Raw genomic sequence first — 23,578 nt, forward strand, 5'->3', positions numbered from 1 at the left:
TAAGGAGAAAAATGGATAAAAAAACAAGACAGACACTGATCGGACTGCTAGTGTTATTGCTTTTATCTGCGGGAAGCTATTATATCAAGCAGATGCAGTCGACAGCTAATAGTCCTAAAACAAAGGTTAGTCAGAAAAAACAAGCTTCTGAAGCTCCTAGTCAAGCATTGGCAGAAAGTGTCTTAACAGATGCAGTCAAAAGCCAAATAAAAGGGAGTCTGGAGTGGAATGGCTCAGGTGCTTTTATCGTCAATGGCAATAAAACAAATCTAGATGCCAAGGTTTCAAGTAAGCCCTACGCTGATAATAAAACAAAGACAGTGGGCAAGGAAACAGTGCCAACCGTAGCAAATGCCCTCTTGTCCAAGGCTACTCGCCAGTACAAGAATCGTGAAGAAACTGGGAATGGTTCGACTTCATGGACTCCTCCAGGCTGGTATCAGGTTAAGAATCTAAAGGGTACTTATACCCATGCGGTTGATAGAGGTCACTTGTTAGGCTATGCCTTAATCGGTGGCTTGGATGGTTTTGATGCCTCGACAAGCAATCCTAAAAACATTGCTGTTCAAACAGCCTGGGCAAATCAGGCTCAAGCCGAGGATTCGACTGGTCAAAACTACTATGAAAGCATGGTACGTAAGGCCTTGGATAAAAACAAGCGTGTCCGTTATCGTGTAACTCTTTATTATGCTTCAAACGAGGATTTAGTTCCTTCAGCTTCACAGATTGAAGCCAAGTCTTCAGACGGAGAATTGGAATTCAATGTTCTAGTTCCCAATGTTCAAAAGGGACTTCAACTGGATTACCGAACTGGAGAAGTGACTGTTACTCAGTAAAAGATAACATAAACTCCTATGTCACTTGTGGATATAGGGGTTCTTTTTTGGACAATTTAAGTAGAACTAGAATAGACACTGAGAAAAAATAATATTTACTGGACTATATTTTGTGATATAATAGTGGATAAGATACTATTTTAGGAGAAGAACTATGGAAGACCCAAGTAGTCAGAATTTGTTGCTACAATTTGTTTTATTGTTTATCTTGACGGTGTTAAATGCCTTTTTCTCAGCCACAGAAATGGCCATGGTGTCACTAAATCGTGCGCGGGTTGAACAAAAGGCAGAAGAAGGAGATAGACGCTATATTCGTCTGCTGAGGGTACTAGAAAATCCTAACCACTTTTTATCAACCATTCAAGTAGGGATTACCCTGATTACGATCTTATCAGGGGCGAGTTTGGCAGAAACTCTGGGACAAGAGATTGCTTCTTGGCTTGGAAATAGCGAAACAGCTTATGCCGTTGCAAGTTTTCTATCTTTAGCATTTTTGACTTATATTTCCATCGTTTTTGGGGAATTGTATCCTAAGAGAATTGCTCTTAATCTAAAGGATGCCTTGGCGATTCGTACAGCGCCAGTTATCATTGGACTTGGGAAACTAGTTAGTCCCTTTGTTTGGCTCTTATCTGCATCTACCAATCTCTTGAGTCGCTTGACTCCTATGACCTTTGACGATGCTGACGAAAAAATGACTCGTGATGAAATTGAGTACATGTTGACAAATAGTGAAGAAACACTAGATGCTGACGAAATTGAGATGTTACAAGGGATTTTTTCCCTGGACGAATTAATGGCCAGAGAAGTCATGGTTCCTCGAACTGATGCCTTCATGGTGGATATTCAGGATGATAGTCAAACCATCATCCAAAGTATTTTAAAACAAAATTATTCTCGTATCCCTGTCTATGATGGGGACAAGGATAACGTGATTGGAATCATTCACACCAAGAGTCTCCTTAATGCGGGCTTTGTGGACGGTTTTGACAATATTGTTTGGAAGAAAATCTTACAAGATCCACTTTTTGTTCCTGAAACTATTTTTGTGGATGACTTGTTAAAAGAATTGCGCAATACCCAAAGACAAATGGCAATCTTGCTGGATGAATACGGTGGTATGGCTGGTTTGGTGACACTTGAAGACCTCTTAGAGGAAATCGTTGGGGAAATCGATGACGAAACAGATAAGGCTGAAATCGAAGTTCATCAAATCGGAGAAGATACTTATATTGTTCAAGGTACCATGAATCTCAATGATTTTAATGACTACTTTGATGTCGAACTAGCAAGTGATGACGTTGATACCATCGCTGGTTACTATTTGACAGGAGTTGGGACCATTCCAACGACTGAGAAACTCAGTTATGAATTGGTCAGCCAAAACAAACAGCTTATCCTAACCAATGATAAGGTGAAAAATGGACGTGTTACCAAGGTAAAAGTCCAAATTACCGAAGTTGAAATAGAAGAAGAAACAGAGTAAACTAGAGGCTTTTGTCACCAGGCGTGACGAAGCTTTTTCAGTTGATTTCATACTCTTCGAAAATCAAATTCAAACCGCGTCAACGTCGCCTTGCCGTACGCAAGTACAGCCTGTGGCTAGTTTCCTAGTTTGCTCTTTGATTTTCATTGAGTATCAAAAAATTGTCTCCTAAAAAGAAGTCTGTCCCAAATTTGCTCCAAAAATTTTTGTAAGTTATATGTATCCATTAGAAGAAAAAGAAAAAAGCCCTTTAAACTGGGCTTTTTGTTTAAATGGAACCTGATAAATCAAGTTATAGAAGGCGGTAGACGGATTTGAACCGACGATCAAGCTTTTGCAGAGCCGTGCCTTACCACTTGGCTATACCGCCTTAACGTTTATTATTATACCTTGAAAATCATTCTCAGTCAATACTTTTTTCAGATTTTTTGTATGAATAAGCCTAAATATTCTGAAAATTCGTTTACTTTTCTTGAAATCTATGATATAATTGATGATAACCTATACTTTATAAGAGGAGTAAAGAAATGAAAAAAAGTAGAGTATTTATTGCAGCAGGAATTGCTTTGTTTGCGACGGGTGTGTTAGTGGCTTGTGGGAATTCAAAATCATCTGATTCGACAGCTCCAAAGACCTACGGCTATGTCTATTCGGCTGATCCAGAAACATTAGATTATATTATTTCTGGAAAAGAGAGTACGAAAGTGGCTACTTCAAACGGGATCGATGGCCTCTTCACAAATGATAAATACGGGAATTTGACTCCTGCGGTTGCAGAAGACTGGTCTGTATCAAAAGATGGATTGACTTATACCTACAAAATTCGTAAAGGTGTCAAATGGATGACATCCGATGGTGAAGAATATGCCGAAGTGACTGCTAAAGACTTCGTGAATGGATTGAAACATGCGGCAGATAAGAAATCAGAAGCTCTATATCTAGCTGAAACTTCTGTTAAAGGTTTATCTGATTATTTGGCTGGGAATTCAAAAGATTTCTCTACAGTAGGTGTTAAAGCGGTTGATGACTATACTCTTGAGTATACTTTGAACCAACCAGAACCTTACTGGAACTCTAAGATGGTTTATTCAATTTTCTGGCCATTAAACGAAGAATTTGAAAAGTCAAAAGGCTCTGATTTTGCTAAAGCGACAGATCCTACATCATTGCTATATAATGGACCTTTCTTGCTCAAAGGTTTGACTGCTAAATCTTCTATCGAATTTGCTAAGAACGAGCAGTACTGGGATAAAGAGAATGTTCATTTAGATACAGCAACACTTGCATATTTTGATGGTTCGGACCAAGAATCACTTGAGCGTAACTTTACAAGTGGAGCTTATAGTTTTGCTCGTCTTTACCCAACAAGTTCAAACTTCTCAAAGGTAGAGGAGTCATACAAGGATAATATTTTCTACACTCCGTCAGGAGCTGGTATTGGAGGTTTAGGTGTAAATATTGATCGACAAAATTACAAATATACATCTAAAACGACAGATGAAGAGAAAACATCTACTAAGAAAGCTCTTCTTAACAAAGACTTCCGCCAAGCCTTGAACTTTGCCTTTGACCGTACAGGTTATTCTGCTCAAGTTAACGGTAAAGAAGGTGCTCCTCTCGCAGTTCGTAATTTATTTGTGAAACCAGACTTTGTGACTGCAGGTGAAAAAACTTTCGGTGACTTGGTTGCTGAAAAAGTTACGACTTATGGAGACGAGTGGAAAAATGTAAACTTTGCCGATGGTCAAGACGGTCTCTTTAATGCTGATAAAGCTAAAGCAGAATTTGCTAAAGCTAAAACTGCTTTGGAAGCAGAAGGTGTGAAATTCCCTATCCACTTGGATGTTCCAGTAGACCAAACGTCTAAAAACTTTATCGCACGTATTCAGTCATTCAAACAATCAGTTGAAAAAGTTTTAGGTGAAGAAAATGTTGTCATCGACATTCAACAAATTTCTAAAGATGAATTCTTTAATGCGACTTATTATGCTGCTAATGCGGCGGCTGAGGATTGGGATCTTTCAGGTGCGGTTGGATGGAATCCAGACTATGAAGATCCATCAACTTATCTTGATATCCTTAAATCAACTAATAGTGAGCAAACGAAAACTTATATGGGTTATGATGATCCATCAAATGCAGCTGCAGCAAAAGTTGGTGTGAAAGATTACGATAAATTGCTCGATGAAGCTGGAAAAGAAACAAGTGATCTTAACAAACGTTATGAAAAATATGCTGCTGCTCAAGCTTGGTTGACAGACAGCTCACTCTTCTTACCAGCTATGTCTTCTACTGGTGCTGCACCATTCATTTCTCGTGTTGTACCATTCTCAGCTTCTTATAGCCAATCTGGAGACAAAGGTTCAAATCTCTACTTCAAATATATTCAGTTACAAAATAAGGTTGTAACAAAGGCTGATTATGAACAAGCTCGTGAGAAATGGCTCAAAGAGAAAAAAGAATCAAACGAAAAAGTTCAAAAAGAATTGACTAAACACGTTAAATAAATAACTCTCAAGGGAACTTTCTCTCCATGAGGAGAAGGTTCTTTTGGGATTTTAAAAGGAAACGATATGAAGAAATATATTTTTATGCGTGTCTTGCGGTCATTGGTTTCTATCTTCTTAGTAACAACCTTGACTTACACGATTATCTATACAATGGTTCCTCGAAAATTGATTTTCAAACAGGATACCAACTATAACAAGATTGCAACAACTGCTGATAAACGTGATAACTATGAAAATACTGTTTATGAGCGTATGGGCTATATCGAGTACTACGATACCAAAGAGTTGCAAGAAAAAGCTAGCCAGATGGATGCCTCTGTAACCGTTGAAGCTAATGACACCAACAAGGCTATCTACGAAAAATACATCAAACAAATCGGTCATGGTTGGACCTTGGGAGAATTTACTGAAAGTGGTCAATTCTACGCTACTCGTGAAATCCCAATTTTTGAACGTGTTTTTCACTTCTATGCTAACTTGATTGATATTGACCATACAAATAAAATTCAAGACCCTGAAAATCCAGACTTGAAACGTTATCTTCGTTTTGAAAACGATCCAGCTATCGGATGGTCATTGGTCGGTTCAGGTACTAAACACAAATATCTCTTGTACTTCAACAGTCAGTTCCCATTTGTGCATCAAAACTTTGTGAACATCAATTTAGGTGACTCTTATCCAACCTATGCTAATAGCCCTGTTTTACAGGTTATTACTCAAGGACAAGGACAAACAAAAACATCTCAAGTTCAGTTCCCAACAGGTAAGAAAACTTCTTCTGTAAATATTTACTCAAGAACCTATAAATCACCTAGTCAGGCTGATTCTCGTGAAGTAGCAAACTACGGAAAAGATGATCCTTATACAGCTACAGAAAGTAACTACCAATATCCTTCAATGATTGCCAGCTCTGCTGTTGTTGGATTGATCGGTTTGGTGATTTCTTATGCGATTGCCGTGCCACTTGGTTCAGCTATGGCTCGCTTCAAGAATACTTGGATTGATAGCTTCTCAACAGGGTTTTTGACCTTCTTGATGGCCCTTCCAACCATTGCTTTGGTTTACATTGTTCGTTTGATTGGATCATCAATTGGTCTTCCAGATTCATTCCCTATTTTGGGTGCTGGAGATTGGCGTTCGTATGTTTTACCAGCAGTTATCCTTGGTTTATTGGGTGCTCCTGGTACAGCTATTTGGATTCGTCGTTACATGATTGACTTGCAATCACAGGACTTTGTTCGTTTTGCTCGTGCAAAAGGTTTGTCTGAAAAAGAAATTTCAAACAAACACATCTTTAAAAATGCCATGGTTCCGCTAGTTTCAGGAATTCCTGGTGCTGTTATCGGGGTTATCGGTGGTGCAACCCTTACTGAAACAGTCTTCGCCTTCCCAGGTATGGGTAAAATGTTGATTGACTCTGTAAAAGCATCTAATAACTCTATGGTCGTTGGTCTTGTCTTCATCTTTACATGTATTTCTATCTTCTCACTTCTTTTGGGAGATATTTGGATGACGATTATTGACCCACGTATTAAATTGACTGAGAAAGGAGGCAAATAATGTCTACAATCGATAAAGAAAAATTTCAGTTTGTAAAACGTGACGATTTTGCCTCTGAAGCTATTGATGCGCCAGCTTATTCATACTGGGGTTCAGTGTTTAGACAATTTATGAAGAAGAAATCAACTGTAGTCATGTTGGGAATCTTGGTAGCTATCATTTTGATGAGTTTCATCTACCCAATGTTTTCTAAGTTTGATTTCAATGATGTCAGCAAGGTAAACGACTTTAGTGCTCGTTATATCAAGCCAAATGCTGAGCATTGGTTCGGTACAGACAGTAACGGTAAATCTCTTTTTGACGGTGTCTGGTTCGGAGCTCGTAACTCTATCCTCATTTCTGTGATTGCGACAGTAATTAACTTGGTTATCGGTGTTTTTGTCGGTGGTATTTGGGGAATTTCAAAATCAGTTGACCGCGTGATGATGGAAGTTTATAACATCATCTCAAACATCCCATCTCTTTTGATTGTCATTGTCTTGACTTACTCAATCGGAGCTGGATTCTGGAATCTGATTTTTGCCATGAGTGTGACGACATGGATTGGGATTGCCTTCATGATCCGTGTGCAAATCTTGCGTTATCGTGACTTGGAATACAACTTGGCGTCACGTACTCTGGGAACACCAACCTTGAAGATTGTTGCCAAAAATATCATGCCTCAATTGGTATCTGTTATTGTGACAACCATGACTCAAATGCTTCCAAGCTTTATCTCATACGAAGCCTTCTTGTCATTCTTCGGTCTTGGATTACCAATTACCGTGCCAAGTTTGGGTCGTTTGATTTCAGATTATTCACAAAACGTAACAACTAATGCTTACTTGTTCTGGATTCCATTGACAACTCTTGTCTTGGTATCCTTGTCCCTTTTCGTAGTTGGTCAAAACTTAGCGGATGCTAGTGATCCACGTACACATAGATAGGAGTAGAAATGACAAAAGAAAAAAATGTAATTTTGACTGCTCGCGATATTGTCGTGGAATTTGACGTTCGTGACAAAGTATTGACAGCCATTCGCGGCGTTTCCCTTGAACTAGTTGAAGGAGAAGTATTAGCCTTGGTAGGTGAGTCAGGATCAGGAAAATCTGTTTTGACAAAGACTTTCACAGGTATGCTTGAAGAAAATGGTCGCATTGCCCAAGGTAGCATTGACTACCGTGGTCAAGATTTGACAGCTTTATCTTCTCACAAGGATTGGGAACAAATTCGTGGTGCTAAGATTGCGACTATCTTCCAAGATCCAATGACTAGTTTGGACCCAATTAAAACAATTGGTAGTCAGATTACAGAAGTTATTGTAAAACACCAAGGAAAAACAGCTAAAGAAGCGAAAGAATTGGCCATTGACTACATGAATAAGGTTGGGATTCCAGATGCAGATAGACGTTTTGATGAATACCCATTCCAATATTCTGGAGGAATGCGTCAACGTATCGTTATTGCTATTGCCCTTGCCTGCCGACCTGATGTCTTGATCTGTGATGAGCCAACGACTGCCTTGGATGTGACTATCCAAGCACAGATTATTGATTTGCTAAAATCTTTACAAAACGAGTACCATTTCACAACAATCTTTATCACTCACGACCTTGGTGTGGTAGCAAGTATTGCGGATAAGGTAGCGGTTATGTATGCAGGAGAAATTGTTGAGTATGGAACTGTTGAGGAAGTCTTCTATGACCCTCGCCATCCATATACATGGAGTCTCTTGTCTAGCTTGCCTCAGCTTGCTGATGATAAAGGGGATCTTTACTCAATCCCAGGAACACCTCCGTCACTTTATACTGACCTGAAAGGGGATGCCTTTGCCTTGCGTTCTGACTATGCAATGCAGATTGACTTCGAACAAAAAGCTCCTCAATTCTCAGTATCAGAGACACATTGGGCTAAAACTTGGCTACTTCATGAGGATGCTCCGAAAGTAGAAAAACCAGCTGTGATTGCAAATCTCCATGATAAGATTCGTGAAAAAATGGGATTTGCCCATCTGGCTGACTAGGAGGAAGGAAATGTCTGAAAAATTAGTAGAAATCAAAGATTTAGAAATTTCCTTCGGTGAAGGAAGTAAGAAGTTTGTCGCAGTTAAAAATGCTAACTTCTTTATCAACAAGGGAGAAACTTTCTCGCTTGTAGGTGAGTCAGGTAGTGGGAAAACAACTATTGGTCGTGCCATCATCGGTCTTAATGATACAAGTAATGGGAATATTATTTTTGATGGTCAAAAGATTAATGGTAAGAAATCGCGTGAACAAGCTGCGGAATTGATTCGTCGTATCCAGATGATTTTCCAAGACCCTGCCGCAAGTTTGAATGAACGTGCGACTGTTGATTATATTATTTCTGAAGGTCTTTACAATCACCGTTTGTTTAAGGATGAAGAAGAACGTAAAGAGAAAGTTCAAAATATTATCCGTGAAGTGGGTCTTCTTGCTGAGCACTTGACTCGTTACCCTCATGAGTTTTCAGGTGGTCAACGTCAACGTATCGGTATCGCCCGTGCCTTGGTCATGCAACCAGACTTTGTTATTGCAGATGAGCCAATTTCGGCCTTGGACGTTTCTGTACGTGCCCAAGTCTTGAACTTGCTCAAAAAATTCCAAAAAGAACTTGGTTTGACTTATCTCTTTATCGCCCATGACTTGTCGGTTGTTCGCTTTATTTCAGATCGTATCGCGGTTATTTACAAGGGTGTTATTGTAGAGGTTGCAGAAACAGAAGAATTGTTTAACAATCCAATTCACCCATATACTCAAGCCTTACTTTCAGCGGTACCAATCCCAGACCCAATCTTGGAACGTAAGAAGGTCTTGAAGGTTTACGACCCAAGTCAACACGACTATGAGACTGATAAGCCGTCGATGGTTGAAATCCGTCCAGGTCACTATGTTTGGGCTAACCAAGCCGAATTGGCACGTTACCAAAAAGGATTAAACTAATAATGGTTTTATAATTTCCATGTCAACTTTTGTGGAAATTATAAACCTTTTTTTGTTGGACTGATTTAAAAAACTTTGAAAACAGCTTGAAAGAATTTTCGAAAAATTTTAAAAAATTCTGAAATATTCTTGACAGGTGATGAAAAAGGTGGTAAGATAGGAAACATCAAAAAAGAAAGCAGAAAAAGAAATGAATAAGAAACAAGCTGCAACGATGAATCAAAACTTTTACTTTAGCTACTTTAGATAGTGTTTGTAGACATGTCACCATGGATGCAAACAGTTCAAGCAATTTGTTTGTATCTATGTGGCTAAGATTTTTGATTGTGGTCCATATAGATGAATATCTAAATGGACTAGCTAAGTTGTAACTTGTTAGATTATTTCAAGCATCCGTTTAGATAGTATCTAGGCGGTTTTTTGTTTTATCTTTTCTGAGAAGGAGTTTCATTATGAAAGTTGTTCGAAAATTACTAGCACCCCTCTTGGTAGTGGGAATTCTCTTGACCTCTCTGATCAGTTTGCATCAGTTGAAGGCAGATAAGAAAAAAGATGTGTTTCGTATCGGTATTTCGCAATTTATTACCCACCAGTCCTTAGACGCTACTAGAGAAGGTTTTGTGGATGAGCTGGCCAAGCAAGGCTATGTTGAAGGGAAAAATATCGAGATTGATTTGCAAAATGCACAAGGAGAACAACGAAATCTAAAAACGATTTCCCAGCAACTAGCAGAATCTAGTGATGTCGTTCTAGCCATCGCAACGCCTTCTGCTCAGAGCTTGGCTAATACAACGCAAACGACACCGGTTATCTTTTCAGCTGTAACAGATCCTGTCAGTGCCAAGCTAGTTGGGTCAAGAGAGCATCCTGGGGGCAATGTAACTGGGACAAGCGATCAGTCATCAGATGCCATTTCAACCCAAATCAATTTGATAAAGAAAGTGTTGCCAAAAGCTAAAACAATTGGAATTCTTTATACTCAGAGTGAGCCCAATTCGGTTGTCCAAAAGGATGAAGCTAAGCGCCTTTTGGAAGAAAAAGGCTTTACCGTTGTTGAAAAAACAATCTTGGACAGTAACAACGTCAAGGCTGCAGCAGAAAGCTTGATGGCAGAGGTGGATATGGTTTTTGTCCCAACGGATAATATCATTTCGTCAACCATGGAAACAGTCAAGCAGGTTTCTATTAAACACAAGGTTCCAGTATTTGGTGGTTCAACAGAAATGATTGCTGTTGGTGGCTTGTATAACTACGGAACCAATTATGAAGAATTGGGAAGACAGACAGCTCGCATGCTGATTCGTGTTTTAAAAGGAGAGAAGCCAGAAAATATAGCAGTTGAGTTGCCTGAAAAACTGGAATTGCATACCAATCAAGAAATGGCAGATGCATTGGGAATTGATATTAGTAAGTTAGAAGGCAAGGAATAAGGAGGTTTAAGATGAATTTTGTGTTATCTAGTTTATCAGAAGGTTTGTTGTGGTCGATTATGGCGATTGGGGTCTACTTGACTTTCCGTATTTTGGATATTGCGGATATGACTGCTGAAGGAGCCTTTCCACTGGGGGCGGCTGTCGTCGTATCTCAGATACAGGCAGGGACAAATCCTTGGATTGCGACTTTACTTGCTTTGCTGGCAGGTATGGTAGCAGGTCTTGTATCAGGAATGCTCCACACCAAGATGAAAATCCCAGCTCTCTTGACAGGAATTGTGACCTTGACAGGGCTTTATTCCATCAATATTAAAATCATGGGAAGTGTGCCCAATCTTTCCTTGGGAGATTCTTCAACTGTCTTTAAACAGTTGGCGAGCTTGGGGCTGACAAATGAAGAAGCTGTTTTCTCACTTAGTTTAGTCTGTCTATTACTTGTTTGTCTAGTCTTGACTCTTTTGATGAAAACGGAGATTGGCCTTGTCTTGCGTTCGACTGGGGACAATATTCCGATGAGTGAGGCAAATGGGGTCAATGTAGACACCATGAAGATTGTTGGTTACATGATTTCAAACGGTTTGATTGCCCTATGTGGTTCCTTATTTGCCCAAAATGATGGATTTTCAGATGTGACTTCTGGGACAGGAACTATCGTTGTTGGTTTGAGTGCAGTTATTATTGCAGAAGTTTTGATACACGACTTGACCATTGGAAGCCGCTTGTTATCCATCGGAATTGGTGCTATTGTTTATCGTTTGATTATTTTAAATATCTATGAAATTCCAAATCTAGATCAAAACTTGGTACGTCTCTTTAATGCAATCTTGCTCGCTTTAGTTTTATTTGCACCAGAATTGCAAAAGAGATTAAAGATTCGTGGTCTGAAATTGAGAAATGAATAGGAGGAAAAAGTTATGGCAAGTTTGTTAACACTTGAAAATATTCACAAAACATTTGAAACAGGGACAGTCAATGAGAACCATGTCCTCAAAGGATTAGATTTAGAGGTTGAAGAGGGAGATTTTATCTCTGTAATCGGTGGAAATGGAGCAGGGAAATCCACTTTGATGAATATCTTGGCTGGCAATCTATCGGTGGACGAAGGGGACCTTTTATTGGCAGGTAAATCCATTAAAAATTTGAGTGTAAGAAAGAGAGCCAAGGATATCGCCCGTGTTTTTCAAGATCCTAAGATGGGAACGGCTTCTCGTTTGACGATTGAGGAGAATATGGCTATTGCCTTGAGACGTGGGCAGAAAAGAGGGCTTGGTTGGGGCGTGAAGGAGAAGGATAGAATCCAGTTCCAAGAGGCCTTGAAGGAGTTGAATATTGGTCTTGAAAACCGCTTAAAAGTAGATACTCAATATCTCTCAGGAGGACAAAGACAGGCCTTGACCCTAGTCATGGCAGCTCTGGTGAAACCCAAACTTTTGCTTTTGGATGAACATACTGCGGCCCTTGACCCGAAAACTAGTCAAATGGTGATGGATTTGACGCAAAAGATTGTGGAACACCATCAGTTGACGACTTTGATGATTACCCACGATATGAACCATGCTATTGAGTACGGAAATCGTCTCATTATGCTCTATCAAGGCAAGATAGTGGTGGATGTCAAGGGAGAGGAGAAAAAGCATCTGACGGTTGAAGATCTCATGCATCTCTTCCAGAAAAATAGTGGTCAAAGCCTAGTCAGTGATGAATTGGTTTTGGGATAAAGAAAAAGGCTGAGATCTAGTGTCTCAGTCTTTTATTTCTTACGTTTTGCAAAATCTACAAATCTGAATTTTTCGAGTTTATGGCGGCTTTCAGTAAACTGAAACTGGCGCCCGTCTTGGAGATAGACTTTTGACTTGATTGAAACGACATAAGGGTCTTTGCCTATGTCCATGAGAATCTTGTCTCTGTCATTTGAGTGGTCAATGGTTATTTCCTTTTGAGCATAATCAATAAGGAGTTTGAGGTCGTCCTCTATATAAGAATAGATGGACTGCTCAGCAATTTGGCGAGTGATATTTGGGATTAGTTCCATATCCAGATAGTCCGTATCCAGAACGGATACCAGATCATCCACCACACGCTGGCGGACCACCTTCCAAACCATACGAAACTCTGGGAAGCCAGTTATTAGTGAGGATTTTTTATCAATAATAATCTTGTCCAGACTGACCACGTTGGTTTTGGAGCGCAGTCCAAGTTCTTGAACTAGCTCTTGGTAGCTTGTTAGGTTGGATACAGGGAAATTGACGGTTTCTTCTTTGACGATTTGAGAACCTTGCCCTCTTATCTTTTTGATCAATCCTTCCTCTTGGAGGAGAGACAGGGCCTTTCGGACGGTATCACGGCTTACCTGATACTGGTTCATAAGGTCGTGCTCGCTAGGAAGGAAATCTCCGACAGCGTAAGTCTCGTTTTGAATGGTTTCTTGGATTTGCTTAAATAGTTGTTGGTATTTCTTCATGGTACTTCCTTATACTCTTCGAAAATCAAATTCAAACCACGTCAGCGTCGCCTTACCGTACTCAAGTACAGCTTGCGGCTAGCTTCCTAGTTTGCTCTTTGATTTTCATTGAGTATTAAATGGCTTTTTAGTCTAGTTCAATGAACACCTGTATCTATTTTACCATACAAGTACCGAAAAATGACAAAAAAATCCTCTTTTTTAAACAAAACAAGTTGCAGACAAGTTTGGTATCGTTTACAATAGTCTTATCAAATCAAACTTGCTTTGACAAGTATAAGGAGAATCAAATGGGAAAATTTGAACAAGCAGCCAAAGATTTGCTTCAGGCAATTGGAGGCAAAGAAAATGTGACTGCCGTAACCCACTGTGCGACACGGATGCGGTTTGTTTTAGGAGATGATAAGAAGGCTAATGTTAAGGCTATCGAGTCAATTTCAGCTGTTAAAGGAACTTTTACAAATGCAGGTCAATTTCAGGTGATTATTGGGAATGACGTGCCGATTTTTTATAATGATTTTACAGCTGTTTCAGGAATTGAGGGTGTTTCCAAAGAAGCAGCCAAGTCTGCAGCTAAGAGTAATCAAAACGTGGTCCAACGTGTCATGACCACTCTGGCGGAAATCTTTACTCCGATTATTCCAGCCTTGATTGTTGGTGGATTGATCCTCGGTTTCCGTAATGTTTTGGAAGGTGTCCATTGGTCTATGTTGGATGGTAAGACCATCACAGAAACCTCTCAGTTTTGGGCAGGTGTCAATCACTTCCTCTGGTTGCCTGGTGAAGCTATCTTCCAGTTCTTACCAGTAGGGATTACTTGGTCTGTTTCTCGTAAGATGGGAACCAGCCAAATCTTGGGAATTGTTCTCGGAATCTGTTTGGTATCGCCTCAGTTGCTCAATGCCTATGCGGTTGCTTCAACGCCAGCAGCTGATATCGCAGCAAACTGGGTTTGGAATTTTGGCTATTTTACTGTTAATCGTATCGGTTACCAAGCCCAAGTTATCCCAGCCTTGCTTGCAGGTTTGAGTCTGTCTTATCTTGAAATTTTCTGGCGTAAGCATATCCCAGAAGTGATTTCTATGATTTTTGTACCTTTCTTGTCATTGATTCCAGCCTTGATTTTGGCTCATACTGTCTTGGGACCAATCGGTTGGACAATCGGGCAAGGACTTTCATCAGTTGTATTAGCAGGATTAACTGGTCCTGTTAAGTGGTTCTTCGGTGCGATTTTTGGTGCCCTCTATGCACCATTTGTCATTACAGGTCTGCACCATATGACTAATGCTATTGATACACAATTGATTGCGGATGCTGGTGGAACTGCCCTCTGGCCTATGATTGCTCTTTCTAATATTGCCCAAGGTTCGGCCGTATTTGCTTACTATTTCATGCACCGTCATGATGAGCGTGAGGCTCAGGTTTCACTTCCTGCCACTATTTCAGCCTATCTCGGTGTTACAGAACCAGCCCTCTTTGGGGTCAATGTCAAATACATCTATCCATTTGTAGCTGGAATGACTGGTTCAGCTCTTGCAGGCATGTTATCCGTTACTTTTAATGTAACTGCGGCTTCTATTGGTATCGGTGGTTTGCCAGGTATCCTCTCTATTCAACCTCAATACATGCTACCATTTGCAGGAACTATGCTAGTCGCTATTCTTGTTCCAATGCTCTTGACTTTCTTTTTCCGCAAGGCTGGTCTCTTTACAAAAACAGAGGATGATACGGACTTGCAGGCAGAATTCGTTGCTCAAGAAGAAGCAGAATTTGTGAGCCATGAACCAGTAGAACATACTCCAGTAGAAATTGTTAGCCCACTTGAAGGACAAGTAAAAGAACTAAGTCAAGCAACTGATCCAGTCTTTGCTTCAGGTGTCATGGGGCAAGGTCTGGTCATTGAACCAAGTCAAGGTGAGTTGTCTTCTCCAGTCAATGGGACAGTTACGGTTCTTTTCCCTACCAAGCATGCCATCGGTATTGTCTCTGATGAGGGAGTGGAATTGCTCATCCACATCGGTATGGATACAGTAGGTCTTGATGGCAAAGGATTTGAAAGTCTAGTAGCCCAAGGAGATCATGTCACAGTTGGGCAGAAATTGATTCGTTTTGATATGGATATTATCAAGGATGCAGGTCTGGTAACAGAAACTCCTGTCATTATTACCAATCAAGATGCTTATACAGCGACCATCACTGGAACTTATCCGACAACGATCCAAGCTGGAGAAGATCTCATGGTCGCAACACGAATCTAATCAAAATAGCACAAATAGGGACGGAAGACGGCTTCCTCCCTTTTATCAGAAAAGGAGAAATAGATGACACTTGATAAAAGAAAAGTAGTCTATCAAATCTATCCAAAATCTTACAAAGACACCACTGGCAATGGTATTGGGGACTTACGTGGAATTATCGAAAAAATCCCCTATCTAGCCAAATTGGGCGTGGATATGGTCTGGCTCAATCCATTCTATCCAAGCCCTCAACGGGATAATGGTTACGACATTTCAGATTATATGGCTGTTGATCCTCTTTTTGGTGATATGGCTGATTTTGAAGAAATGGTGCGTGTCGGTAAAGAGCACAAGATTGACTTTATGCTGGACATGGTGCTCAATCATTGTTCGACAGAGCATGAATGGTTTCAGAAAGCCCTAGCTGGTGACAAGTATTATCAAGACTTTTTCTTCGTCCAAGACCAACCAACAGACTGGCAGTCTAAGTTTGGTGGCTCTGCATGGGCGCCCTTTGGGAATACAGGGAAATACTACCTTCACCTCTTTGATGAGACCCAGGCTGACCTTAACTGGCGCAATCCCAATGTTCGTAAGGAGCTTTTCAAGGTTGTTAATTTCTGGCGCGACAAGGGTGTCAAAGGTTTCCGATTTGATGTGATCAATTTGATTGGCAAGGACGAGGTCTTAGTGAATTGTCCTGAAAATGAAGGAAAGCCAGCTTATACAGACAAGCCTATCGTTCATGACTATTTGTGTATGATGAATCAAGCCACTTTTGGATCAGACGATAGCTTTATGACAGTTGGGGAAATGTCTTCTACCACCATGGAAAACTGTGTCCTCTATTCGTCGCCTGACCGTCAGGAATTATCCATGACCTTTAATTTTCATCACCTCAAGGTGGACTACAAGGATGGGCAAAAATGGACCTTAGCTCCCTTTGATTTTGAAGAATTGAAAAGTCTTTACCATAGTTGGGGCAAGGAGATGAGTAATAAAGGCGGTTGGAGCGCTCTCTTCTGGAACAATCATGACCAACCCCGTGCCTTGAACCGTTTTGTCGATGTTGAGAACTTCCGTAATGAAGGAGCCACCATGTTAGCGGCCAGTATTCACCTGTCACGTGGGACACCTTATATCTATATGGGTGAGGAAATCGGGATGATTGACCCAGACTATGATTCTATGGCTGATTATGTAGATGTCGAATCGCTCAATGCCTATCAGATGCTCTTAGAAGAAGGGAAGAGTCAGGAAGAAGCCTTCCAGATTATTCAAGCTAAGTCGCGTGATAATTCACGAATTCCCATGCAGTGGGATTCTTCGGAAAATGCAGGATTTACAGTAGGGACGCCTTGGCTCAAGGCAGGAAAATCCTACCCTCATATCAATGTAGAAAATGAAATCCAAGGTCCGATTTTCACCTTCTACCAAGACTTGATTCGACTTCGTAAAGAAATGCCTATCATCTCAGAAGGAAGTTACAAACCAGCTTTTGAAGACAGTCAGCAAGTCTACGCTTTTGAACGCCAGTATGAGGATCAAAAGTTACTAGTGCTCAATAATTTTTATGCCACAGAACTGGAAATCGACTTATCAGTAGCCTACCAAAATGGACGAATTTTGATTTCAAACTATGAAGATGCAGAAGTGTCTGAAAAAATTCTACTCAAACCCTATCAAACACTAGCTATTTATGTAAATTAAACTCAGTAAGGAGCCCTCTTTTGCAGAAAAGCAGGGTTCTTTTTGCTGTTTATTCCATCCCTGAAAGCGTAAAACAAACTAGTCAGGGTGGCTAGTTTGTGGTATAATGAAAGAGACTCAAAAAGAAACAGGAGAAAAATGATGGATTTACTTTTAGCAATTGTATTGATTGTGCTAGCTTTTCTAGGAGGAGCTCTTGGAGGAATGTACTTGGTTCGTAAGCAAATCGAAAAAGAATTTGCTGATAACCCACGTTTGAATGCTGAAGCAGTTCGTACTCTTTTGAGTGCAAATGGTCAAAAACCAAGCGAAGCTAAGGTACAACAAGTTTACCACCAAATCATCCGCCAACAAAAAGCAGCCCTTGCTAACAATAAAAAGAAAAAATAAATAAGGAAAAGTCTGGGATGAAAGTTCCAGACTTCTCACTATGTTGGCTAAGGGTTTAGGGATGAGACTTTTTCCTTGCATTCTATTGATATTTGATTATGATTAAGAGAGGTAGTTGTTGATTAGGCTGTCATTCAGTTCATAAGGATCAATAATCATAATGAACTATCAATCAGAAAAAAGACTAGAAAGAAGACTGTATGGATAATCGACCAATTGGTTTTTTGGATTCGGGTGTCGGGGGCTTGACCGTTGTGCGCGAGCTTATGCGCCAACTTCCGCATGAAGAAATCGTCTATATTGGAGATTCGGCACGGGCGCCCTATGGTCCCCGTCCTGCTGAGCAAATTCGTGAATATACTTGGCAGTTGGTCAACTTTCTTTTGACCAAGGATGTCAAAATGATTGTCATTGCTTGTAATACTGCGACTGCCGTCGTCTGGGAAGAAATTAAGGCTCAACTAGATATTCCTGTCCTGGGTGTTATTTTGCCAGGAGCTTCGGCAGCTATCAAGTCCAGCCAAGGTGGGAAAATCGGAGTGATTGGAACGCCTATGACGGTACAATCAGATATCTACCGCCAGAAAATCCATGATCTGGATCCGGACTTACAGGTGGAGAGCTTGGCCTGTCCCAAGTTTGCTCCCTTGGTTGAGTCAGGTGCCCTGTCAACCAGTGTCACCAAGAAAGTAGTCTATGAAACCCTGCGTCCCTTGGTTGGAAAGGTAGATAGCCTGATTTTGGGCTGTACCCATTACCCGCTTCTTAGACCAATTATTCAAAATGTCATGGGACCGAATGTCAAACTCATCGATAGTGGAGCGGAATGTGTACGAGATATCTCCGTCTTACTCAATTATTTTGAAATCAATCGTGGTCGCGATGCTGGACCACTTAATCACCGTTTTTACACAACAGCCAGCAGCCAAAGTTTTGCACAAATTGGTGAAGAATGGCTTGAAAAAGAGATTCATGTGGAGCATGTAGAATTATGACAAATAAAATTTATGAATACAAGGATGACCAGGACTGGTATGTCGGCTCATATAGTATTTTTGGTGGTGTCCGGACATTGACTGATGAAGACTTGGATTTTCCTCTATTTGAGTTTGCCCAAAGATTTCGAGATGAGGAACAAGGTTTTCCTATTTCTGTGATTGTTTTACGCTATGGTTCTCTCTACCGTTTATTGTCTTTTGTGGTAGATATCCTTAACCAAGAAATGGGACGAAATGTGGAAGTCATCCAACGTCAGGGGGCTTTGCTCTTGGTTGAAAATGGGCAACTCCTGCATGTAGAATTGCCTAAAGAAGGGGTCAATGTTCATGATTTCTTTGAGACAAGCAAGGTCAGAGAAACCTTATTGATTGCGACTCGAAACGAAGGCAAGACCAAAGAGTTCCGAGCTATCTTTGATAAGTTAGGCTACGATGTGGAAAATCTCAATGACTATCCTGACCTGCCTGAAGTAGCTGAAACAGGCATGACCTTCGAAGAAAATGCCCGTCTCAAGGCAGAAACCATTTCTCAATTAACGGGCAAGATGGTTTTGGCAGATGACTCAGGTCTCAAAGTCGATGTCCTTGGTGGCTTGCCAGGTGTCTGGTCAGCTCGTTTCGCAGGTGTGGGAGCTACTGACCGTGAAAACAATGCCAAACTCTTGCACGAATTGGCCATGGTCTTTGAACTCAAGGACCGCTCGGCTCAATTCCATACAACCCTAGTCGTGGCCAGTCCAAACAAGGAAAGTTTGGTTGTTGAAGCTGACTGGCCAGGCTATATTAACTTTGAACCTAAGGGTGAAAATGGCTTCGGCTATGACCCACTCTTCCTCGTGGGAGAGACAGGCAAGTCCTCAGCTGAATTAACCCTTGAAGAAAAAAATAGTCAATCTCACCGTGCCTTAGCCGTTAAGAAACTTTTGGAGGTATTTCCATCATGGCAAAGCAAACCATCATTGTAATGAGCGATTCTCATGGCGATAGCTTGATTGTGGAAGAAATCCGTGATCGCTATGTGGGCAAAGTTGATGCCGTTTTTCATAACGGCGATTCTGAACTGCGTCCTGATTCTCCCCTTTGGGAAGGCATCCGTGTTGTTAAAGGGAACATGGACTTCTACGCCGGCTACCCAGAACGTTTGGTGACGGAGCTTGGTTCGACCAAGATTATCCAAACCCATGGTCACTTGTTTGACATTAATTTCAATTTTCAAAAGTTGGACTACTGGGCTCAGGAGGAAGAGGCCGATATCTGCCTCTATGGTCACTTGCATGTACCAAATGCTTGGATGGAAGGCAAGACCCTCTTTCTAAATCCAGGTTCCATCAGTCAACCACGTGGGACCATCAGAGAATGTCTCTATGCTCGTGTGGAGATTGATGACAGTTATTTCAAAGTGGACTTTTTGACACGAGAGCATGAGGTGTATCCGGGCTTGTCCAAGGAGTTTAGCCGATGATTGCCAAGGAGTTTGAGACTTTCTTGTTGGGGCAAGAAGAAACTTTTTTGACTCCTGCTAAAAATCTAGCTGTGTTGATTGATACTCACAATGCGGATCATGCAACCCTCTTGCTCAGTCAGATGACCTATACTCGTGTTCCTGTTGTGACAGATGAAAAACAGTTTGTTGGGACGATTGGGCTCAGAGATATTATGGCTTATCAGATGGAGCATGACTTGAGTCAAGAAATCATGGCAGATACGGATATCGTTCATATGACGAGAACGGACGTAGCGGTCGTCTCGCCTGATTTTACCATTACGGAGGTCTTGCACAAGCTGGTAGATGAGTCCTTCTTGCCGGTTGTGGACGCAGAAGGGATTTTCCAAGGGATTATCACGCGTAAGTCTATCCTCAAGGCTGTCAATGCTCTTTTGCATGACTTTAGTAAGGACTATGAAATTCGATGCAAATGAGAGATAGGATTTCAGACTTTTTAGAGGAAAAGCAGGGCTTGTCTGCCAATTCCAAGCAGTCCTATAAGTATGATCTGGAGCAATTTTTAGACATTGTAGGCGAGCGGATTTCTGAGACTAGTCTCAAGATTTACCAAGCCCAGTTAGCCAATCTAAAAATCAGCGCCCAGAAGCGAAAGATTTCGGCCTGTAACCAATTTCTCTGCTTTCTCTATCAAAAAGGAGAAGTGGATAGCTTTTACCGCTTGGAATTAGCTAAACAAGCTGAAAAGAAGACCGAAAAGCCAGAACTGTTAGACCTAGCCTCTTTTTGGCAGGAAAGTGACTATTCAGAGGGGCGCTTGCTGGCTCTTCTTATCTTGGAAATAGGGCTCTTGCCGAGTGAGATTTTAGCTCTCAAGGTTGAGGATATCAATCTGGATTTTCAGGTGTTGCGAATCAAGAAGGCTTCCCAACAGAGGATTGTCAGCATTCCCACGAGCTTGCTTTCAGAATTGGAACCCTTGATGGGCCAGACCTACCTCTTTGAAAGGGGAGGGAAAGCCTATTCTCGTCAGTGGGCCTTTCGTCAGCTAGAGTCTTTTGTCAAGGAGAAAGGTTTTCCAGCCTTATCCGCTCAAGCCTTGCGGGAACAGTTTATTCTAAGACAAATAGAAAAGAAGGTCGATTTGTACGAAATTGCAAAAAAATTAGGATTAAAAACAGTCCTGACCTTAGAAAAATATAGATAATGGATATTAAATTAAAAGATTTTGAAGGGCCGCTGGACTTGCTCTTGCACCTGGTTTCTAAGTACCAGATGGATATCTACGATGTGCCCATTACGGAAGTTATCGAACAGTATCTAGCCTATGTTTCAACCCTGCAGGCCATGCGTCTGGAAGTGACGGGGGAGTACATGGTCATGGCCAGTCAGCTCATGCTGATCAAGAGTCGCAAACTCCTTCCAAAGGTAGCAGAAGTGACAGACTTGGAGGATGATCTAGAGCAGGATCTTCTCTCTCAAATCGAAGAATACCGCAAGTTCAAGCTCTTGGGGGAGCACTTGGAAGCCAAGCACCAAGATCGGGCCCAGTATTATTCCAAAGCGCCGACAGAGTTGATTTACGAAGATGCGGAGCTTGTGCATGACAAGACGACCATTGACCTCTTTTTGGCTTTTTCAAATATCCTATCCAAGAAAAAAGAGGAGTTTGCACAGAATCACACGACTATCTTGCGGGATGAGTATAAGATTGAGGACATGATGGTTATCGTGAAAGAGTCCTTGACTGGACGAGATCAATTGCGCTTGCAGGATTTGTTTAAGGAAGCCCAGAATGTCCAAGAGGTCATCACCCTCTTTTTGGCAACCCTAGAGTTAATCAAAACCCAGGAGCTGATTCTTGTGCAAGAGGAAAGTTTCGGAGATATTTATCTCATGGAAAAGAAGGAAGAAAGTCAAGTGGCCCAAAGCTAGACTTGATAGAGAGGAAAGATGAGTACTTTAGCAAAAATAGAAGCGCTCTTGTTTGTAGCGGGTGAAGATGGGATTAGAGTCCGCCAGTTAGCTGAACTCCTCTCTCTGCCACCGACAGGCATCCAACAGAGTTTAGAAAAATTAGCCCAGAAGTATGAAAAGGACCCAGATTCCAGTTTGGTTCTGATTGAGACAGGGGGCGCTTATAGATTGGTGACCAAGCCTCAATTTGCAGCGGTTTTGAAAGAATACTCAAAGGCACCTATCAACCAGAGTTTATCTCGGGCTGCCCTTGAGACCTTGTCCATCATTGCCTACAAACAGCCTATCACACGGATAGAGATTGATGCCATCCGTGGGGTCAACTCGAGTGGGGCCTTGGCAAAGTTGCAGGCCTTTGACTTGATACGAGAAGACGGGAAAAAAGAAGTGTTGGGTCGCCCCAACCTCTATGTGACTACGGATTATTTCCTAGATTACATGGGGATTAACCATTTGGAAGAACTGCCAGTGATTGATGAGCTTGAGATTCAGGCTCAAGAAAGCCAATTATTTGGTGAAAGGATAGAAGAAGATGAGAATCAATAAATATATTGCCCACGCAGGTGTGGCCAGTAGGAGAAAAGCAGAAGAGTTGATCAAGCAAGGTTTGGTGACGGTTAACGGCCAAGTGGTACGTGAACTAGCAACCACTATCAAGTCAGGCGACAAGGTCGAAGTTGAAGGTCAACCTATCTACAACGAAGAAAAGGTCTATTATCTGCTTAACAAACCACGCGGTGTCATTTCCAGTGTGACAGATGACAAGGGCCGCAAGACGGTTGTCGACCTCTTGCCCAATGTCAAAGAGCGCATCTACCCTGTAGGTCGTTTGGACTGGGATACATCAGGAGTCTTGATTTTGACCAATGATGGGGATTTTACGGATGAGATGATTCACCCTCGTAATGAGATTGATAAGGTTTATGTCGCGCGTGTTAAAGGTGTGGCCAATAAGGACAATCTCCGCCCCTTGACCCGTGGACTTGAGATTGATGGTAAGAAAACCAAGCCGGCTGTCTATGAAATTCTCAAAGTGGATCCAGTCAAAAACCGCTCTGTGGTGCAGTTGACTATCCATGAAGGGCGTAACCACCAGGTTAAAAAGATGTTTGAAGCTGTCGGTCTTCAAGTGGACAAGTTATCACGGACTCGTTTTGGACATCTAGACTTGACAGGACTCCGTCCAGGAGAATCCCGTCGTCTTAACAAAAAAGAAATCAGCCAACTACATACCATGGCCGTAACCAAGAAATAATGAAACGAATTTTAATAGCGCCTGTGCGCTTTTACCAACGGTTTATCTCACCAGCCTTTCCACCCTCTTGTCGCTTTGAGCCGACTTGTTCCAACTACATGATTCAGGCTATTGAAAAACATGGCTTCAAGGGTGTTTTGATGGGCTTGGCTCGGATTTTACGTTGCCATCCCTGGTCGAAAACAGGTAAGGACCCCGTCCCAGACCATTTTTCCCTTAAACGGAATCAAGAAGGGGAATGAGGCTAGGTAAACAGATTTTAAAATGATAAAAACGCATCCTATCAGGTTTGAGTGAGCTTGATAGGATGCGTTTTATCATGTAAAGATGTGATTGAGTTTG

The 23,578-nt window shown here is 41.4% G+C and carries 23 protein-coding genes and 1 tRNA gene; 22 read left to right on the forward strand and 2 right to left on the reverse strand.

Annotated elements, in window-relative coordinates:
- Positions 1–11: 11 nt before the first annotated feature.
- Positions 12–836, forward strand: a complete 825-nt coding sequence (gene endA / locus B7700_RS04935) for a DNA-entry nuclease EndA (protein WP_084887484.1) — start codon at positions 12–14, stop codon at positions 834–836.
- A 154-nt stretch (positions 837–990) separates the two neighbouring features.
- Positions 991–2,322: a hemolysin family protein gene (locus B7700_RS04940; protein ID WP_084887486.1), complete on the forward strand. Its 1,332-nt coding sequence runs from the start codon at positions 991–993 to the stop codon at positions 2,320–2,322.
- 299 nt (positions 2,323–2,621) lie between these two features.
- Here B7700_RS04940 and B7700_RS04950 read toward each other — a convergent pair.
- A tRNA-Cys gene (locus B7700_RS04950) sits at positions 2,622–2,692 on the reverse strand.
- 157 nt (positions 2,693–2,849) lie between these two features.
- On the opposite strand from B7700_RS04950, the gene B7700_RS04955 reads away from it, so the two are divergent.
- The 8 genes from B7700_RS04955 (at position 2,850) to B7700_RS04990 (ending at position 12,482) form a co-directional block, all read left to right on the forward strand.
- Positions 2,850–4,829 (forward strand): peptide ABC transporter substrate-binding protein, encoded by a 1,980-nt coding sequence (locus tag B7700_RS04955; RefSeq protein ID WP_084887490.1) that lies wholly within the window; start codon positions 2,850–2,852, stop codon positions 4,827–4,829.
- A 66-nt stretch (positions 4,830–4,895) separates the two neighbouring features.
- Positions 4,896–6,392 (forward strand): ABC transporter permease, encoded by a 1,497-nt coding sequence (locus B7700_RS04960; RefSeq protein ID WP_000759915.1) that lies wholly within the window; start codon positions 4,896–4,898, stop codon positions 6,390–6,392.
- Positions 6,392–7,318 carry an oligopeptide ABC transporter permease OppC gene (oppC, locus tag B7700_RS04965; protein WP_084887493.1) on the forward strand — a complete coding sequence of 309 codons (927 nt, stop codon included), beginning with the start codon at positions 6,392–6,394 and terminating at the stop codon, positions 7,316–7,318. The genes B7700_RS04960 and oppC overlap by 1 nt, the downstream gene beginning before the upstream one ends.
- Positions 7,319–7,326: 8 nt before the next feature.
- On the forward strand, positions 7,327–8,394 hold the full coding sequence (locus B7700_RS04970; protein ID WP_000159550.1) for an ABC transporter ATP-binding protein: 1,068 nt from the start codon (positions 7,327–7,329) through the stop codon (positions 8,392–8,394).
- Between the two features lie 10 nt (positions 8,395–8,404).
- Entirely contained in the window at positions 8,405–9,331 is a 927-nt protein-coding gene (locus B7700_RS04975; RefSeq protein ID WP_084887495.1) for an ATP-binding cassette domain-containing protein, read from the forward strand.
- Positions 9,332–9,783: 452 nt separating this feature from the next.
- Positions 9,784–10,761, forward strand: a complete 978-nt coding sequence (locus B7700_RS04980; protein WP_084887498.1) for an ABC transporter substrate-binding protein — start codon at positions 9,784–9,786, stop codon at positions 10,759–10,761.
- Between the two features lie 11 nt (positions 10,762–10,772).
- Positions 10,773–11,666, forward strand: a complete 894-nt coding sequence (locus B7700_RS04985) for an ABC transporter permease (protein WP_077804691.1) — start codon at positions 10,773–10,775, stop codon at positions 11,664–11,666.
- Between the two features lie 12 nt (positions 11,667–11,678).
- Positions 11,679–12,482, forward strand: coding sequence for an ABC transporter ATP-binding protein (locus B7700_RS04990; RefSeq protein WP_084887499.1), 804 nt, complete (start codon positions 11,679–11,681; stop codon positions 12,480–12,482).
- A gap of 32 nt (positions 12,483–12,514) precedes the next feature.
- Here the strand turns inward: B7700_RS04990 and treR are convergent, their stop codons facing one another.
- Positions 12,515–13,225: a trehalose operon repressor gene (gene treR / locus B7700_RS04995; RefSeq protein WP_033688127.1), complete on the reverse strand. Its 711-nt coding sequence runs from the start codon at positions 13,223–13,225 to the stop codon at positions 12,515–12,517.
- 290 nt (positions 13,226–13,515) lie between these two features.
- Here treR and treP point away from each other — a divergent pair, with 290 nt between their 5' ends.
- From treP to yidD, 12 genes are all read left to right on the forward strand, one after another.
- Positions 13,516–15,483 (forward strand): PTS system trehalose-specific EIIBC component, encoded by a 1,968-nt coding sequence (gene treP, locus B7700_RS05000; RefSeq protein ID WP_033688129.1) that lies wholly within the window; start codon positions 13,516–13,518, stop codon positions 15,481–15,483.
- Positions 15,484–15,546: 63 nt separating this feature from the next.
- On the forward strand, positions 15,547–17,172 hold the full coding sequence (gene treC, locus B7700_RS05005; protein ID WP_033688130.1) for an alpha,alpha-phosphotrehalase: 1,626 nt from the start codon (positions 15,547–15,549) through the stop codon (positions 17,170–17,172).
- Between the two features lie 141 nt (positions 17,173–17,313).
- Positions 17,314–17,562, forward strand: coding sequence for a YneF family protein (locus B7700_RS05010; RefSeq protein WP_000364990.1), 249 nt, complete (start codon positions 17,314–17,316; stop codon positions 17,560–17,562).
- 200 nt (positions 17,563–17,762) lie between these two features.
- Positions 17,763–18,557, forward strand: coding sequence for a glutamate racemase (gene racE, locus B7700_RS05015; protein WP_084887504.1), 795 nt, complete (start codon positions 17,763–17,765; stop codon positions 18,555–18,557).
- Positions 18,554–19,525 (forward strand): nucleoside-triphosphate diphosphatase, encoded by a 972-nt coding sequence (locus tag B7700_RS05020; RefSeq protein ID WP_084887506.1) that lies wholly within the window; start codon positions 18,554–18,556, stop codon positions 19,523–19,525. Before racE ends, B7700_RS05020 begins: the two co-directional genes overlap by 4 nt.
- The gene (locus tag B7700_RS05025) at positions 19,501–20,022 is read left to right on the forward strand and encodes a metallophosphoesterase (protein WP_084887508.1); all 522 of its coding nucleotides are present in this window, start codon (positions 19,501–19,503) and stop codon (positions 20,020–20,022) included. The genes B7700_RS05020 and B7700_RS05025 overlap by 25 nt, the downstream gene beginning before the upstream one ends.
- Positions 20,019–20,480 carry a cyclic-di-AMP-binding protein CbpB gene (cbpB, locus tag B7700_RS05030; protein ID WP_084887510.1) on the forward strand — a complete coding sequence of 154 codons (462 nt, stop codon included), beginning with the start codon at positions 20,019–20,021 and terminating at the stop codon, positions 20,478–20,480. Before B7700_RS05025 ends, cbpB begins: the two co-directional genes overlap by 4 nt.
- On the forward strand, positions 20,477–21,211 hold the full coding sequence (gene xerD, locus B7700_RS05035; protein WP_338132008.1) for a site-specific tyrosine recombinase XerD: 735 nt from the start codon (positions 20,477–20,479) through the stop codon (positions 21,209–21,211). Before cbpB ends, xerD begins: the two co-directional genes overlap by 4 nt.
- On the forward strand, positions 21,211–21,939 hold the full coding sequence (locus B7700_RS05040; RefSeq protein WP_084887514.1) for a segregation/condensation protein A: 729 nt from the start codon (positions 21,211–21,213) through the stop codon (positions 21,937–21,939). Before xerD ends, B7700_RS05040 begins: the two co-directional genes overlap by 1 nt.
- An 18-nt stretch (positions 21,940–21,957) precedes the next feature.
- Positions 21,958–22,527, forward strand: coding sequence for an SMC-Scp complex subunit ScpB (scpB, locus tag B7700_RS05045; RefSeq protein WP_084887516.1), 570 nt, complete (start codon positions 21,958–21,960; stop codon positions 22,525–22,527).
- Positions 22,514–23,236, forward strand: coding sequence for a pseudouridine synthase (locus tag B7700_RS05050; RefSeq protein WP_001222228.1), 723 nt, complete (start codon positions 22,514–22,516; stop codon positions 23,234–23,236). Before scpB ends, B7700_RS05050 begins: the two co-directional genes overlap by 14 nt.
- Positions 23,236–23,478, forward strand: a complete 243-nt coding sequence (gene yidD / locus B7700_RS05055) for a membrane protein insertion efficiency factor YidD (RefSeq protein ID WP_050230852.1) — start codon at positions 23,236–23,238, stop codon at positions 23,476–23,478. Before B7700_RS05050 ends, yidD begins: the two co-directional genes overlap by 1 nt.
- Positions 23,479–23,578 lie beyond the last annotated feature (100 nt).

Origin of the sequence: Streptococcus mitis (assembly GCF_002096755.1) — a bacterium.
In the GTDB taxonomy this organism is placed as follows: domain Bacteria; phylum Bacillota; class Bacilli; order Lactobacillales; family Streptococcaceae; genus Streptococcus; species Streptococcus mitis_AC.

Bases quoted from the DNA above. Each gene is read 5' to 3' on its own strand.
- yidD (WP_050230852.1), top strand. From the start codon at position 23,236: ATGAAACGAATTTTAATAGCGCCTGTGCGCTTTTACCAACGGTTTATC.
- cbpB (WP_084887510.1), top strand. From the start codon at position 20,019: ATGATTGCCAAGGAGTTTGAGACTTTCTTGTTGGGGCAAGAAGAAACT.
- B7700_RS04980 (WP_084887498.1), top strand. From the start codon at position 9,784: ATGAAAGTTGTTCGAAAATTACTAGCACCCCTCTTGGTAGTGGGAATT.
- B7700_RS04970 (WP_000159550.1), top strand. From the start codon at position 7,327: ATGACAAAAGAAAAAAATGTAATTTTGACTGCTCGCGATATTGTCGTG.
- B7700_RS05025 (WP_084887508.1), top strand. From the start codon at position 19,501: ATGGCAAAGCAAACCATCATTGTAATGAGCGATTCTCATGGCGATAGC.
- B7700_RS05020 (WP_084887506.1), top strand. From the start codon at position 18,554: ATGACAAATAAAATTTATGAATACAAGGATGACCAGGACTGGTATGTC.
- B7700_RS04940 (WP_084887486.1), top strand. From the start codon at position 991: ATGGAAGACCCAAGTAGTCAGAATTTGTTGCTACAATTTGTTTTATTG.
- B7700_RS04960 (WP_000759915.1), top strand. From the start codon at position 4,896: ATGAAGAAATATATTTTTATGCGTGTCTTGCGGTCATTGGTTTCTATC.
- B7700_RS05040 (WP_084887514.1), top strand. From the start codon at position 21,211: ATGGATATTAAATTAAAAGATTTTGAAGGGCCGCTGGACTTGCTCTTG.
- B7700_RS04990 (WP_084887499.1), top strand. From the start codon at position 11,679: ATGGCAAGTTTGTTAACACTTGAAAATATTCACAAAACATTTGAAACA.
- xerD (WP_338132008.1), top strand. From the start codon at position 20,477: ATGAGAGATAGGATTTCAGACTTTTTAGAGGAAAAGCAGGGCTTGTCT.
- treR (WP_033688127.1), bottom strand. From the start codon at position 13,225: ATGAAGAAATACCAACAACTATTTAAGCAAATCCAAGAAACCATTCAA.
- B7700_RS04985 (WP_077804691.1), top strand. From the start codon at position 10,773: ATGAATTTTGTGTTATCTAGTTTATCAGAAGGTTTGTTGTGGTCGATT.
- treP (WP_033688129.1), top strand. From the start codon at position 13,516: ATGGGAAAATTTGAACAAGCAGCCAAAGATTTGCTTCAGGCAATTGGA.
- B7700_RS05010 (WP_000364990.1), top strand. From the start codon at position 17,314: ATGGATTTACTTTTAGCAATTGTATTGATTGTGCTAGCTTTTCTAGGA.
- treC (WP_033688130.1), top strand. From the start codon at position 15,547: ATGACACTTGATAAAAGAAAAGTAGTCTATCAAATCTATCCAAAATCT.
- B7700_RS04955 (WP_084887490.1), top strand. From the start codon at position 2,850: ATGAAAAAAAGTAGAGTATTTATTGCAGCAGGAATTGCTTTGTTTGCG.
- scpB (WP_084887516.1), top strand. From the start codon at position 21,958: ATGAGTACTTTAGCAAAAATAGAAGCGCTCTTGTTTGTAGCGGGTGAA.
- racE (WP_084887504.1), top strand. From the start codon at position 17,763: ATGGATAATCGACCAATTGGTTTTTTGGATTCGGGTGTCGGGGGCTTG.
- B7700_RS05050 (WP_001222228.1), top strand. From the start codon at position 22,514: ATGAGAATCAATAAATATATTGCCCACGCAGGTGTGGCCAGTAGGAGA.
- endA (WP_084887484.1), top strand. From the start codon at position 12: ATGGATAAAAAAACAAGACAGACACTGATCGGACTGCTAGTGTTATTG.
- B7700_RS04975 (WP_084887495.1), top strand. From the start codon at position 8,405: ATGTCTGAAAAATTAGTAGAAATCAAAGATTTAGAAATTTCCTTCGGT.
- oppC (WP_084887493.1), top strand. From the start codon at position 6,392: ATGTCTACAATCGATAAAGAAAAATTTCAGTTTGTAAAACGTGACGAT.